Origin of the sequence: Pseudoalteromonas sp. SWXJ133 (assembly GCF_015864365.1) — a bacterium.
GTDB lineage: Bacteria > Pseudomonadota > Gammaproteobacteria > Enterobacterales > Alteromonadaceae > Pseudoalteromonas > Pseudoalteromonas arctica.
Map to the genome: position 1 here is coordinate 84,159 of NZ_JADYXJ010000004.1, position 14,897 is coordinate 99,055.

Here is a 14,897-nt window from a genome sequence, read left to right on the forward strand (position 1 = left end):
CAAAGATTTAAGTAAGTAAGATTGCATCAAGGCCGGTCTCCGGACTCAGTAAGCACATCAAAATATGCAATACTTTACCGTTGCGGGGGCAGTGTTGGGCTTGTAGTCATCATGAAAACGCACCAACTTCCCGATTATCCTGCTAAAAAAATCATTACATGAAGTGGCTAGCAAGCACCTTGAAAATATGTCGCTATTGTGAGTATTTTGTTTACAAATGTCAATGGACGTCTATATAGCTAAAGCTAGATTTACCTATGATAAATACGAAAAATAACCTCACAGAAAAAAAGCCAAACATTACTGTTTAGCTTTTATTAATACATTCAACACACTCGTTAGCTAGGTTCTAGCAGGTGCACTTTAGTCACGAAAGTTTTTAAACTGAAAAGGCTGACCTAGCTCAGCGCTGCGCACTACTTGCATAGCCTCTTGAAGATCGTCACGTTTTTTACCCGTTACACGTACTTCTTCGCCTTGAATAGCAGCTTGAACCTTAACTTTAGAGTCTTTAATGGCTTTAACTACTTTTTTAGCCATGTCCTTTTCGATACCTTGCTTTAAGCCAACGTTACGAAATACATTTTTACCTGCACGGGTAATATCTTGAAGCTCTAAGCTTGATACATCCATACCACGCTTAGATATTTTGTTAGCTAAAATATCAAATAATTGCATAACCTGAGAGTCTGCTTCAGCTTTAAGCTTAATTGTTTTGTCATTTAGCTCAATAGATGCATCAACGCCTCTAAAGTCAAAGCGAGTCTCTAGCTCACGATTTGCATTATCAACTGCGTTTTTAGCTTCGTTCATTTCTACTTCAGATACAATATCAAATGAAGGCATTGGTTTGCTCCTAACTATTTAATCTTAATTTTATGTGGTAATTATAACGCTAAAATTATAAATCTTTACATTTTTCTGCATCTTGTTCAGGTGCGATATTAAATTAGTTTGATATACTTGCGCCTCTTTTTTAAGCGATTTTAGGATTTGTCGTGACAAGGCGTGTTTATCAAGCAATTTTTTTAATCAGCATAGTAGCTTTTACCTTTTTATTTGCCAAAGAAATAAAAGGTGGCGTTGTAAATTTATTTCCTCATGTTGATAAAGTCGCCCATTTTGGGATTTTTTTTATACTAGCCATAATAATGGATAAAGCGTTTAAGCTTCCTTTATATGCGCAAATACTTTTATTGGCAGGTTATGGTGCCTCTATAGAAATAATGCAAGACGCACTTCCATATAGGCAAGCATCACTCGGTGATTTTTTTGCTGATTTTGCAGGTGCCGCAAGCTACTTTTTACTTAGAGTAATTTTTACACCTCGAAAAAAGAACCCATATGGCTAATATTTTAATTGTCGGCGATGGTGCTATTGGCTTGTTACTTAGTCATTTTCTAAGTGCGTCGCATAATGTCAGTGTTTTAACTCGCAAAAGCCCAACAAATACCCGCTTTTATAGTCGAGGAAAGGGCGCATCAAAAAAAATTGACGCACAATTTATTACATTAAATCAGCTAAATAAAGCAGCTGAATTTGATGTTGTTTTATTTACCGTTAAAGCCTTTCAAGTACTTGATGCATTTACGCAAATAAAGCCATTTTTACCAAATCATTGCTCTGTTGTACTTTCGCATAACGGAATGGGTAATGTTGATGAGGTAAATAGCCAACTAAGCACTCACCAAGCACTCTACTTTTTAACGACAAGCATAGCGGGCTTTAAATCAAACCAATACATTGTGCAGCACACTGGTGAGGGACAAAGTGTTATTGGTGCTTGTAATGAATTAGCTTTTCAAAATAGCGCGCCAATAGCTGATATTTTTAAAGTGATACCCAGCCTAAAGTTTACTAATAACATTCAGCAGCTTCGTTTTGAAAAACTACTCGTAAATATTGCCATTAACCCATTAAGCGCTTTAAGTAATGTAAAAAATGGTGAGTTACGCACACCTAAGTACAACGCTATAATTTTTAATGCACTCACTGAAGCATGCAATATAGCAAACGTACAAGGGCTTAATATCCCATTGATTAAAGCACTAAATACCGCTTATAAAATAATGGAATTAACGTCTGACAATTACTCTTCAATGCAGCAAGACGTAGCGCATTGCAGAGAAACTGAAATATCAGCTATATGTGGCTATATTAGCCAACAAGGTAAACTTTACGGTATTCCTACACCTTACAATGATGAGTTGTTTGTCAAAATTCAGGCAAAAAAAAGCGTGGTATAAACCACGCTTATATTAATTCTTAACTTTAAGACGACAAACCTTATGGGCGGTAAACTTTTACCGTTTCAAAGCCTTGTTCGTGCAGCATAAGTGCCTGTAGTTGGCTCATTACGCCTCTATCACAATATAAATAGTAGTCAGTGTCTTTTGGTAAATCACCAAACTTAGTCGCCAGACGGAAGAATGGTAAATGCACCACTTCAATACCATCAATAACTAACGGTGCAGCTTCTTCTTCCTCTGGTGAGCGAATATCAACTACCACAGAGCCTACAGGTAAATCAGCAACCGATTCAGCTTCTTTAAGTTCTTGTTTGGCTTCAACGTCAATATCACGCACATCCATTATACGTGCGTTGTTTACAACGGTATCAAGTACATCAAAGTCGAACTTTTCTTCTTCACCAAGAATAACGTCTATTTTGGCTTTAACCGTTGGCTTTTTAGAAATAACACCACAGTATTCAGGCATTGTTTCTGCCATTTCGGCCGTACCAATTTGACGAGCAATATTAATAATTTCTTGCTTATCGTGTTGAATAAGCGGCCGTAAAATAAGCGTTTCAGTAACACGGTCAATCACGCTTAAATTCGCTAATGTTTGACTAGATACTTGGCCAATACTTTCGCCAGTCACAAGTGCTTGAATGTTTAACTTTTGCGCAACCACACTCCCTGCGCGCATCATCATACGTTTAAGTACAACACCCATTTGGCTGTTTTCAACGTTTTCTAAAATTTCAGCAACAACAGGTTCAAAATCAACCGTTACAAATTTAACTTTATGTGTAGAGCTGTATTTTTTCCATAAGTAGTAGCTTGCTTGCTTAACGCCAATTTCGTGCGCTGCGCCACCTAGATTAAAGAATAAAAAGTGTGTGCGTGCGCCTTTACGAATCATTTGGTAACTTGCTACGCCAGAGTCAAAACCACCAGACATAAGCGAAAGCACATCTTCTTGAGTTGGCAGAGGAAAACCAGCCATACCAAAATGTGTATGAGAAACAATGTAAGCTTTATCGTCTTTTACTTCTAGGCGTATTGTTACTTCTGGGCGGCTAAGCTTTACGCTTGCGCCTTCGATATGTTGATTTAATCCACCACCAACATAACGCTCTAAATCAGTTGAGGTAAAATCGTGTTGCCCTATGCGCTTAGCACGAACACAAAAGGTTTTACCCACAATAGTATGACCAACTAAAGCGATGGTTTTTTGATAAATATCATCAAGAGTTTCGAATTGTGTTTCGGTTACTTCAATAAATTGAACAATGCCAGGGATGCGTTTAAGGCTATCGATAAAATCAAGGCGAACTTGCGCGTCTTCAAGCTTTGTAACAACTGAAATGTTATCCCAGTTATTTCTTACTTGTACTTTTTCGTCAACACGGCGCAATACAATTTTAATGTTATTTTCTAACACTTTAGTAAAGCGTTTACGGACTGAACGGCTTTTAATGGCTATTTCAGGGTGTAGTTTGACGATAAATTTAAGCATAGTTCACTCTTAGACTGCGGGAATTCGCGCTCCCAGGCATTTGGCGCGGGATTATAGCAAAAAATTCAGCGCCTAGGAAACAGCCTATTACTATCGATTAAACTACAGCTAGGGCCTGTTGCGCTAATTCAGTATATTTTTCACGTAGCAGGTTCATTTTATCAATGCTTTTATCGGTACTGTACGCTCTAAATAATGTAAGTACTTTTAAAATGCCATGATATATATCTTGCTCGGCTAGTGTGCCACTTGGTCTACGCGCTTTAATGTAAGGCGTCCAAAAGCTAACCGTTAATTTTAATGTATGCGCTAATTCAATTACATCTTGCTCATCAATAGCAATCATTTCACTATCGCGTAAGCCAATAATTATTTTACGAACTTGCTCTAACAACTCCAACTGAAAATCAATATAAGCTTGTTTTAAATCAGCATCTCTAGAGAGAATATCCCCGAGATTGTCGTAAAAAAAATGATAGCGCCACATCAGCTCAAATAACGAATCTAGGTAAGCCGTTAAATGATTAAATGCATCATCATCTTTATTAATAGGTTTAAAGTGAGTATTTAAATGATCGCGATACAGCGCAAAAATATGACGGATAATGTCTTCTTTATTTTTAAAATGATAATAAAGATTACCCGGGCTCATCCCTAAGTTTGATGCAATATGATTTGTCGTTATTGCACGCTCACCATTTTCGTTAAACAACAAAATACTGGTGTGTATTATTTTATCCTTGGTATTCATATGCTAATACTCAAATTATCTATAGGCTACATTACACTCAAAAGAGGTAAACAGTATAAACAAATATGAATCATTAAAACACTCCCACCATGGACTGACCTGTTTAAAGAAAGTAAGTGTTTATATGCTTTTTTAGCTAGGCTGCTTTGTGGCATAAACACTGTTAAACTAGCGCTAAAATAATAAATAGTGAACATTATGAAAGTTATTGCAATTTACCCTGGCACCTTTGATCCACTAACTAATGGGCACACAGACCTTATTCAACGTGCAGCTAAAATGTTTGATACTGTATTAGTTGCCGTTGCTAATAACCCAAGTAAAAAACCCTGCTTTAACCTTGAAGAACGTGTTGAGCTTGCAAACACTATTTTAAGCCACATAGATAATGTTAAGGTAATTGGTTTTTCTGGTTTATTGGCTGACCTTGCGCGCGATCACAATGCTAATGTGCTTATTCGCGGTATTAGAGCGGTATCTGATTTTGACTATGAATTTCAATTAGCTAACATGAACCGCCGCCTGAACCCTGACTTAGAAAGTGTATTTTTAACACCCGCAGAGCGAAATTCATTTATTTCATCAACGCTCGTTAAAGAAGTAGCACGTCACAATGGTGATGTAAGCGAGTTTGTAGACCCTGTAATTGTCAAAGCTCTAAAAACTAAACTGGGCTGTGGTGCCCAATAGCACTTCGAATTAGCACATAACTTATATGCGCTAATTCGGCTTTGGTCTAAATAATGGTTTTAATTTTTTAATTAACCAAACTAGTTTTAGCAAGACTTTATTTATAATTAGTATTAATACCATAGTAAAGTCGAAAGTACATACCGAATGTGTAAATGGCCCAAAACTAATGGGGGCTGGCTTTTTACATAATGCTCGCCAAGGTAATAAAGTAGAATCAAAAATAAAAACAATTTAAGTGAGGAGTCGCTGTGCAAGCGTTCCATACAAAGACTTGAAGTATAAGAAACCAGCATAATGAGTGATAACTGTAGCAGGTTTTTATCTGCCTTATTTATACTTGCTGATAGATTATATAAAAATGAGATTAAAAAGAACCAAGTAAATAATAGTCCTATATTATCGCCTAAATCGACAAGGCTCCAAAGTAGATCAGCCACCAACCGTCCTTTTCAAACTAGTAATCAAACCATTTTTTAATTTCATCAAACATAGAAAATCTTTGTTTATAAAAAATATAGCTACCATTATAAAATCCACAGCGTTGATCCCAATTGCGTAAGCATTCCAAAGCCACCAATAACTTATATTATTTAATATATAGATGTCGTAATGCATGAAGAAATGTAAAGCTGAGTTTATAGCTAAACCAGTAATAATATATAGATGGGTAACACCATCATGCCAAAGCTGCCTAAGAAAAATAATAACTAAGAGAGTTAGAATATCGGAAAACAAAAAATCTAGATAAGTTACCGTATCCATATTTGTAAATATACTAAATGAATATGAAACACTCATAACCAAAGACAAATACACTCTTTCTTTATTGAGCTTATTAATCGAATGAGTAAGGGAGTACAAAAAGGCCATAAGGAATCCCCATTGTACAAGCCCTCCAATGTAAAACGATACTGTTGGACTAACTATAAGTTCACTCATTATTTTTAATATTTTTGGAATTTAAAGTAATAATTTTAAAAGGTGACATTTGTACAAATTTTTTATTCAGTATCAGCGAAAGCATCATCAATATATCTATTAAAGTACTCCCAACAGAATAAAAGCTCCAATACCACCACTCATCTAAGTGGTAAAGAATATACAGATCGTAATGCATTATTGATGCGAGAAGGCTATTAATAGCTAAACCTATTAGAATAAAATTAGCACTTGGGCAATATTTAATAAGGTCAATTTTTTTAAAAAAAGTATTGCTACTATGGTAAGTAAGTCATATAAAATCCAATCTAAATAAGGATCATTCAATATAGTAAAGTATCCACTCAAAAAATATGAACACAACATAATGCTTGATGTAATGAGAAGGGATTTATTTTTAATATTGACACTAGATACTAAGCAATACAAAAAGGCCATTAAAAAGCCCCATTGTGTAAAAGCATTTACATAATCTAGGAAAGCACCTGTAAAGTACATTCTAAACTAAATTACTTTGCGGGTATCGTTTGAGTTGAAGTAGCTGAGGATTTTGTTCTTTAATTTATGAAGACCGAGGAAGTCTCTATCTACAATTAGTACAACAATCATAACTAAGTCCATTAAGTTAACTGTATATGTGTAGGCATCCCATAAAAACCACGGTTCTCTATTCTCAAAAATGTATATATCGAGATACATACAAAAGAAAAAAATCGAATTTATAGACAATCCAATAATTAAATATAAAAAAGAAGGGGTTGTTTTATTTATTATTTTATAAATACACATGAGTGCAGCAATAGTAACAATATCGTAAAAAGCCCATTCAATATATACTGAATTCCTCATAGATAGCCATGTATAGAAGTAATCAGACAAGGTGTAAGATATCATCATAATAAATGAACTGAGCAAAAGGGTTGTACCCCTTTTAACATCTAATGAGTATACGAAGACATTAAAAAAGAATGTCATCAAAAAAGCCCACATCGTAAAAGCAGACAGTGAGAACAACCCAAAAAACTCAGTTAAAATCATTTAAAACCTTAAAATATTACTTTGGTCTGGTAGGCACTACGGTACCACCGGCACGCTGTAAATCAGCACTCGCAGCACTCATCGCTTCTGGAGAGAAGCTTACTGTATCAGATTGCAGGGTTTTAGGGCTAGCAGTTTGTTCCATTGCAGGCTTTAATTGTTGTGTTTTGTTGTATGCTTGCATTTGTACTTGGCTATTAGCTGAAACTTGCATGTGATTGATCCTTGTAAAAGTTTTAATTATATTTGGTGCAACTTTTAACCACATTATTATGTAGATAAATGCATCACCTGTTTAAAGTAGTGATAGCTATTTTGCTATCTACTTTATACAAAGCAACCAATGTGCCAACTTATTTTGACGCGCTAAATATACCTATAAAATATTTATACAACCAACCAAGCAAATAAAACAAACAAAAAAACTCAGACCAGACCAAATTACTGCAGACATAAAAAAACGCACAGGGGTAACCGTACGTTTTTTGTATCCAGGGAGTTTAAGCTACGTATTTACACGGGATCTCCGTACTTTTACTTAGCTTTAAAATATATTCCATTGCTACCTCGTCACAATTTTCTTTACGAAGGCATAATTCACAATCTTTCATTACTTTTTCAGGCAGGCTCTCTTTAGAGCAAAACGTAAAACGCTGCTTTTCAAAAAAGTCAGGGACACGTGTTAATACGATTACCCGATTTAGCGCCAATTTTTTGGCTTTAACTAATAAGTGCTCAACTAACTGCCTACCCTGCCCTGAAACAGCGCTTTGAGGGTCTATACCCAATGAGCGTATTTCAGCAAGACCAGTATCGTATATATACAACGATGCACACCCAGTTACTCTGCCGTTAATTTCAGTTACAGCAAACTCATTTATAGAATGCACCATATCACTTTTAGCACGCGGTAGGTTTTCGCCTACGGTTGCCCAGTGTTGAACCAATTTAGCTATTGATTCAACATCATCTAAGTTGGCATCACGAACCGTTATTTGCTGTTTTTTTTTCGCTTCTTTTATTGCATTTGTTACTTGCTCAATAGACGTGCCGCCAAGCGCTTGACGTGCTTTTATACACGCGTCAATTTCAAGTACAGGATAAACATCATCCTCAAACACGTCGCTTACAGATTTATATTGCTCAAGCGAAAGATCTTCAAGTGTTTTGCTTTCGCTAATAGCAAGCTGAACTAGCACACCTACAATATGATGCCCTTCTCTAAAAGGTACGCCTTTAGCAACAAGGTAATCGGCAAGTTCAGTTGCATTTGCATGACCCCCTTTAGCTGCGGCAAGAGTGCGATCGCCTCTTACCTTAACGCCTTTAATACAAGCTTGTGCCATGTGAATACACGCAAGCCATGTTGGCATTGCGTCAAATATGCCTTCTTTGTCTTCTTGCATATCTTTATTATAAGCAAGTGGCAACGCTTTTAACGTCATCATCATCGCGCTAAAGGCACCAAACACACGTCCAGTTTTACCACGAATAAGTTCTAATGCATCTGGGTTCTTTTTTTGTGGCATGAGCGATGAACCCGATGTCACGTTATCTGCAAGCTCTATAAAACCAGCTTCACCAGAGTTATAAAATATTAAATCTTCTGACATACGTGATAAGTGAATCATCGAAATAGAAGCACAGCTTAATAACTCTACAACAAAATCGCGATCAGACACGCCATCAAGACTATTTTTAGTCGCGCCCGTAAAACCTAAACCTTGTGCAAGTATTTGGCGATCAATTGGATAAGCAGTACCGGCTAATGCACCACTTCCAAGTGGGCAAAAGTTCATGCGTGCTTTTGCATCTTGTAAGCGGCTTTCATCACGCTCTAGCATTTCTACATAAGCCATACACCAGTGACTAAATAATACTGGCTGAGCGCGTTGTAAATGAGTATAACCAGGTAAAATTGTACCCAGTTCACGCTCAGCTAAAGATACAAACTCACCTTTAAGTTGCTCAATTGCTTTTAAAATATGCTCTGCGGTATCACGACACCATAACCTAAAGTCAGTGGCTACTTGGTCATTACGGCTTCTGCCTGTATGTAATTTTTTAGCTAAATCACCTACTTTTTCGATTAATGCAGCTTCAACATGCGAGTGAATATCCTCTGCACCCGATGTAGCTACAGCGAGTGGATCAGCTTTTACTTCTTCAAGTAACTCATACAATGCTGCAACAAGTTCTTTGTGCTCATCACTCGTTAACACATTTACTTGCTCAAGTGCGCCAGCCCATGCCACAGAGCCAATAATATCTTGCTCTGCTAACTGGTAATCGAAGGGAAGAGAGTCGTTAAATTGCTTAAACGCCTCATCTGGACCCGTAGAAAAACGTCCGCCCCATAATGCCATGAAATCTCTCCAAACCCTGTAGTGCCCCTTTTAAAGGGGCGTAATAATTTACTTTTTAGCGAGTGCTGAAATTCTGCTTGAAAGCGAGAATAAACGAATAAAGCCTTCAGCGTGTGATTGGTCGTACACATCGTCTTTACCAAATGTAGCGAATGCTTCGCTGTATAAGCTATTTGGTGACTGCTTTTGTACTGCAGTTACTTGACCTTTATATAGCTTAAGTACCACTTCACCTGTTGCCGCTTTAGAAAGTGCTTCAGCACCGGCTAAAATAGAATCTTTAAGCGGCGTAAACCAACGGCCGTCGTATACTAAATGCGAAAACTCACCGCCAAGTACTTCTTTCCATTTACGGCTTGCTTTATCAAGCACTAGCTCGTCAATGGCTTGAAGCGCAGCCATAATTACTGTGCCACCTGGTGTTTCATAACAACCGCGTGATTTCATGCCAACTAAACGGTTTTCTACAATATCAACACGTCCAACACCATGAGGCGATGCAATATCGTTTAATTTAACCAAACAATCATAAGGTTTAAGCTCTACGCCATTTACAGCAACCACTTCGCCTTCAACAACTTTTAATGTTACTAGTTCTGATTTATCTGGTGCTTGCTCTGGAGAGTTAGTCCAAGTCCATACTTGTTCAGTTGGTTGACACCATGGGTCTTCAAGCTCACCACCTTCGTGCGAAATATGCCATGCGTTAGCATCACGGCTATAAATTTTTGTAGCAGATGCTGAACACGGAATGTCACGCTCTGCTAAATAATCAAGTAATGATTCACGGCTCGATAAGTCCCACTCACGCCATGGCGCAATTACTTTTAAATCAGGGGCTAGTGCTGCAAAACATGATTCAAAACGAACTTGGTCATTACCTTTACCAGTACAACCATGAGAAAGTGCATCAGCACCTACTTTACGCGCAATTTCAACTTGTGCTTTAGCAATAATTGGGCGCGCCATAGACGTACCTAATAAATAAGTACCTTCGTAAATTGAGCCCGTTTTAAGCGTTGGGTAAATGTAATCACTTACCATTTCATCTTTTAAGTCAACTACGTAACATTCAGATGCACCAGACGCGATTGCTTTAGCTTCTACGCCTTCAAGTTCTTCAGCGCCTTGACCTACATCGGCAACAAACGCGATTACTTCACAACCGTAGTTTTCTTTTAACCATGGCACGATAGCCGACGTATCAAGACCACCAGAATAGGCTAAAACAACTTTTTTAATTGAACTCATAGGTGTTCCTTAACAAAATTTGGATTTAGTAATGTAACTAGCAAAGCATTTTGCGCATGCATGCGATTCTCTGCTTGTTGAATAATTTTTGATGCTGGACCATCCATTACCTCAGAGGTAATTTCAAATTCACGGTGTGCCGGTTGGCAATGTAATACCGTAGTCGCACCTGTTTGATCTAGCAATGCCTGATTTAATTGATAAGGCATGTATTTTTCTTTTACTTGCTCAAGCGGCGTTGTATCACCCATTGATACCCATGTATCTGCGTATACAACGTTTGCACCAACTGCAGCTTCAACTCTATCGCTCACCATGACTGATGCGCCATTCATTGCTGCAATTTGCTCTGCTTTTTTTAGTATTTGTGAATCTGGCGAACACCCTTTTGGTGTTACAGCAACAAAGTCAGTACCTAGCGTTGCGGCAAGTAACATCAATGAATGAGTTACGTTATTGCCCTCACCTAAGTAAGCTACTTTAAGCTCACTTACATCGCCATGTACTTCTTGAAGCGTTAAAAAGTCAGCAAGTGCTTGGCAAGGGTGGTACAAGTCACACAAGCTATTTACCACAGGTACCGATGAATATTCACCTAACGTGGTTAATGTGCTGTGCTGATTTACACGCGCCACAATACCGTCGGCCCAAGTAGAGATATTAAGTGCAAAATCTTTAATTGATTCACGTGCACCCATAGCGCCATTTTGCTGATCTAAATAAACAGCATGACCACCAAGGCGATTAATACCTATATCAAACGATAAACGTGTACGTAAACTTTGCTTTTCAAACAATGTTACGATTGATTTACCCGATAATACTTGGCTGTATTTTTCTGGCTTTGCTTTTATATCTTGCGCTAACTTTAATAAATTAAGTGCGCCTTCTTGGTCTAATTCTAAACCCGTTAAAAAATTCTCAAACATAATAAACCTATGGTGTAATCTTTGTTCCGACATGCTCACCTTGCAGCAGAGCAGTTAAATTTTCTGGCTTTTGCCAGCTGGAAATATACACACCGCGTCGTAAATGTTGGGCAGCGTGAAGGCTGGTCTTAACTTTGACCTCCATCCCGCCCACAATTACTCCATCTGTAATTAAAGTATCAATGTGTTTTGTGTCAAGTTGATGTAACGGTTGTTTATTTGCGTCAAGTACCGCTTCTACATCCGTCATAAAAATTAGTTCTGCATTTAAATTACTGGCAATAGCCGCTGCAGCTTCATCTGCATTTACGTTGTACCACAAGCCTTGTTCATCAAAGCCGATAGAGCTAACAATTGGCAAACGTCTAATTTTAAGTAAATCGTTGATGATAGAATCGTCGTTACTTGTGCATTTACCTACTAGGCAAAGCGCTTTTAATTTTTGAGTTGCAGTAACACCTGCCTCAAAAAGGCTTAATCCAACCGGTTTATGCCCTGCGCTTATAGCCTGTGTCATTAATTGTTTATTAGCGCAACCTGCAAGTGCGCCAACTATATAAGGCATTTGCTCTGCGGGACTAATACGTAACCCTTGGTGTTTAGCACTGGCAAAACCCGCTTGCTTTAGCCATGTATCTACTAAAGAACCACCGCCATGCACAATGACAAACTCATCATTTTTTTGCTCACTTAGCACATCAAATAATGCTTTTGCTGCATTTTCTGCATTAAGTACTGCACCACCGAGTTTAATAACCCACGTTTTTTTACTCACTTAAAACGCTCCTTTTAAGCCGGTAGTGTGATCTAAATTCATAGAAATATTAATACACTGCAAAGCTTGTCCAGCAGCGCCTTTTAATAAGTTATCAATAGCAGACATTACAATTAACTGTGTGCCTTGTTGCTGCCAACCAATATCAACAAATGGTTGCTTAGCAACACCTTTAATTGACGGTATTTTATCGCCTAGCAAACGAATTAATGGCTCGTTAGCAAGTACTTGATAAGCCGCTGTAACGTTTTCCTTGGTAACGCCTGGCTTAAGCTGTACATAAATAGTTTCTAAAATACCGCGCGCAAAGCTACCTAAATGTGGAGTAAATAATACTTTGTGGCCAAGGTGTTGTTCAATTTCAGGACCGTGGCGATGGTTAAACAAACCATAAGGGGTAAGCGATACTTCACAAAAGTGAGTACCTACACTCGCTTTACGCCCAGCACCCGTAACACCCGATACTGCATTAATAATAATACTTTCGCTGCTCAATAAGCCGGCTTGTTTAAGTGGTTTAAGTGCATTAAGCGCAGCAGTTGGGTAACAACCTGCAACAGCTATTAGTTTTGCGTTAGCTATAGCATCATGGTTCCACTCAGCTAGACCGTAAGCGGCTTCATTTAAAAGCTCTGGATGTTGATGTTCAAAACCATAGTAAGTAACGTAGTCGTCATTGCTTGCTAGGCGATAGCCACCTGATAAATCAAATACCTTTTTACCCATAGCTAAAAATTGCGGCGCTAAATCAACACTTACTTTGTGATCGGTACATAAGCATACGTAATCAGCATCACTTTGAATGTCATCAAAAGCTGATACGCTAAGAGGAAGTAAAGGGCAGTCTAGTAAGCCAAGGTGCTCTGGGTATAAATCACTTAGCAATTTATTTTTATCTAAGCTACCCTCAGATACATAACAGCCTGTTAAAGTTAAGTTTGTATGCTTAGCAACTAAACTTGCTAACTCTGCGCCGCTATAACCGCTTGCGCCAATAATCACTACATTCATTTGTTACTCGTTATCTTAAAATTAGTTACTAGTTATCTATAATGTTCGCTTAAACTAGCTTAGACGCTAATTAAGTCTTTTTTATTAATGAATTTTGATTATCGTCGCATTCTTTTCATGGCGTTACTTACAATATATTTATGCTTAAAAAGTGAATTGATATTCATCATAAATACTTTTATATTGTTATGCAATTAAATTGAATACTTATTTTGGATTTTTTTATGCCTTTACCTTCGTTTATTTCCATGTACCAACAATTGATTGCAGCCCCTTCTATTAGTGCTATTGAAGACAACCTGTGTATGAGCAATAAAAATGTAATCGAACTCCTAGCCAGTTGGTGCGAAACACTCGGTTTTACGTGTGAAATTATAGAATTAGAAGGAGGTAAGGGACGCTATAATTTATTAGCGAAACGCGGAGAAGGTGATGGCGGACTAATGCTAGCTGGTCATACCGATACAGTGCCTTTTGATGACAGTCGTTGGAATCATAATCCGTTTAAACTTACCGAACTCGATAATAAATTGTATGGATTAGGAAGTATTGATATGAAAGGCTTTTTTGCCTTTGTATTGCAAGCAATTAGTGAGCTTGATGAAAAGCAGCAAAATCAGCCTATTTTAATACTTGCCACAGCCGACGAAGAAACAACAATGGCTGGTGCACAACAAATATGTAAGCATCCCAATTTAAAACCTGCGCGCTGTATAATTGGTGAACCTACTGATATGACACCAGTATTTATGCACAAGGGCCATATGAGTACAGCAATAAGAGTAGTTGGTCGCTCTGGCCATAGCTCCGATCCCGAACGTGGCCTTAACGCCATTGAAGTTATGCATAAAGTAATTACAAAATTGATGATCTTAAAAGAGCAATTAAAGCATAAATATTCAATAGAACACTTCGAAATACCTTACCCTACATTGAATTTGGGTAATATTCATGGTGGCGATAACGCGAATAGAATTTGTGGTTGCTGTGAAATGCACATAGATATGCGCCCATTACCGGGTTTAAGCATTAAAGAACTACAAGCATTAGTACACGATGCAATGAAAGAAATTAATGATCAATACCCTAATGCAGTGAGTGTTATTGATTTACACGAGCCCATTCCGGCATTTAGTGGCAGCACCGACAGTGCTTTAGTAAAAATGGCTGAAAAAATAGCGGGACAAAAAGCAGTCGCGGTAAATTACTGTACTGAAGCTCCTTTTATACAACAACTTGGTTGTGAAACAATTGTAATGGGCCCTGGCTCAATTAACCAAGCGCATCAACCTGACGAGTTTTTAGCGATGGAAAAAATAAAACCATCACAACAAATAATCACCGACATAATAAAAGCAAACTGCTTTAGCAATCAGAGCCACTAACTGCTTATAACAAC

Annotated in this window: 14 protein-coding genes and 1 riboswitch; of the genes, 4 read left to right on the forward strand and 10 right to left on the reverse strand. The window is 37.7% G+C overall.

Going from position 1 to position 14,897, the window contains the following annotated elements:
* Nucleotides 1-13: 13 nt before the first annotated feature.
* Nucleotides 14-197, reverse strand: a riboswitch (cobalamin riboswitch).
* Between the two features lie 166 nt (nucleotides 198-363).
* On the reverse strand, nucleotides 364-846 hold the full coding sequence (locus tag I6F40_RS04455; protein ID WP_007377833.1) for a YajQ family cyclic di-GMP-binding protein: 483 nt from the start codon (nucleotides 844-846) through the stop codon (nucleotides 364-366).
* A 152-nt stretch (nucleotides 847-998) separates the two neighbouring features.
* Between I6F40_RS04455 and I6F40_RS04460 the strand changes: the two genes are divergently transcribed.
* Entirely contained in the window at nucleotides 999-1,352 is a 354-nt protein-coding gene (locus I6F40_RS04460) for a VanZ family protein (RefSeq protein ID WP_007581666.1), read from the forward strand.
* Nucleotides 1,345-2,247, forward strand: coding sequence for a ketopantoate reductase family protein (locus tag I6F40_RS04465; protein ID WP_166377314.1), 903 nt, complete (start codon nucleotides 1,345-1,347; stop codon nucleotides 2,245-2,247). Before I6F40_RS04460 ends, I6F40_RS04465 begins: the two co-directional genes overlap by 8 nt.
* 40 nt (nucleotides 2,248-2,287) lie before the next feature.
* Here the strand turns inward: I6F40_RS04465 and thiI are convergent, their stop codons facing one another.
* Nucleotides 2,288-3,745, reverse strand: coding sequence for a tRNA uracil 4-sulfurtransferase ThiI (gene thiI, locus I6F40_RS04470; RefSeq protein ID WP_166377316.1), 1,458 nt, complete (start codon nucleotides 3,743-3,745; stop codon nucleotides 2,288-2,290).
* 97 nt (nucleotides 3,746-3,842) lie between these two features.
* The gene (locus I6F40_RS04475; RefSeq protein ID WP_166377318.1) at nucleotides 3,843-4,496 is read right to left on the reverse strand and encodes a TetR/AcrR family transcriptional regulator; all 654 of its coding nucleotides are present in this window, start codon (nucleotides 4,494-4,496) and stop codon (nucleotides 3,843-3,845) included.
* Nucleotides 4,497-4,694: 198 nt separating this feature from the next.
* Between I6F40_RS04475 and coaD the strand changes: the two genes are divergently transcribed.
* Nucleotides 4,695-5,186, forward strand: coding sequence for a pantetheine-phosphate adenylyltransferase (coaD, locus tag I6F40_RS04480; RefSeq protein WP_166377320.1), 492 nt, complete (start codon nucleotides 4,695-4,697; stop codon nucleotides 5,184-5,186).
* 1,446 nt (nucleotides 5,187-6,632) lie between these two features.
* Here the strand turns inward: coaD and I6F40_RS19660 are convergent.
* The 7 genes from I6F40_RS19660 to argC all read right to left on the reverse strand — a co-directional run bounded on the left by I6F40_RS19660 (nucleotide 6,633) and on the right by argC (nucleotide 13,498).
* Entirely contained in the window at nucleotides 6,633-7,166 is a 534-nt protein-coding gene (locus tag I6F40_RS19660) for a hypothetical protein (RefSeq protein WP_231609301.1), read from the reverse strand.
* Between the two features lie 16 nt (nucleotides 7,167-7,182).
* Entirely contained in the window at nucleotides 7,183-7,380 is a 198-nt protein-coding gene (locus tag I6F40_RS04485) for a hypothetical protein (protein WP_166377322.1), read from the reverse strand.
* A gap of 286 nt (nucleotides 7,381-7,666) precedes the next feature.
* Complete coding sequence (gene argH, locus I6F40_RS04490) at nucleotides 7,667-9,532, reverse strand: argininosuccinate lyase (RefSeq protein ID WP_166377324.1); 1,866 nt, start codon at nucleotides 9,530-9,532, stop codon at nucleotides 7,667-7,669.
* Nucleotides 9,533-9,580: 48 nt separating this feature from the next.
* Nucleotides 9,581-10,783 (reverse strand): argininosuccinate synthase, encoded by a 1,203-nt coding sequence (locus I6F40_RS04495; protein ID WP_197192543.1) that lies wholly within the window; start codon nucleotides 10,781-10,783, stop codon nucleotides 9,581-9,583.
* On the reverse strand, nucleotides 10,780-11,712 hold the full coding sequence (locus I6F40_RS04500; RefSeq protein ID WP_024590034.1) for an ornithine carbamoyltransferase: 933 nt from the start codon (nucleotides 11,710-11,712) through the stop codon (nucleotides 10,780-10,782). The genes I6F40_RS04495 and I6F40_RS04500 overlap by 4 nt, the downstream gene beginning before the upstream one ends.
* A gap of 7 nt (nucleotides 11,713-11,719) precedes the next feature.
* Nucleotides 11,720-12,487: an acetylglutamate kinase gene (gene argB, locus I6F40_RS04505; RefSeq protein WP_166377326.1), complete on the reverse strand. Its 768-nt coding sequence runs from the start codon at nucleotides 12,485-12,487 to the stop codon at nucleotides 11,720-11,722.
* A complete protein-coding gene (gene argC, locus I6F40_RS04510; protein ID WP_166377328.1) occupies nucleotides 12,488-13,498 on the reverse strand; it encodes an N-acetyl-gamma-glutamyl-phosphate reductase in 1,011 nt (336 codons plus the stop codon).
* A gap of 224 nt (nucleotides 13,499-13,722) precedes the next feature.
* On the opposite strand from argC, the gene argE reads away from it, so the two are divergent.
* Complete coding sequence (gene argE, locus I6F40_RS04515) at nucleotides 13,723-14,883, forward strand: acetylornithine deacetylase (RefSeq protein WP_166377329.1); 1,161 nt, start codon at nucleotides 13,723-13,725, stop codon at nucleotides 14,881-14,883.
* Nucleotides 14,884-14,897: the final 14 nt, after the last annotated feature.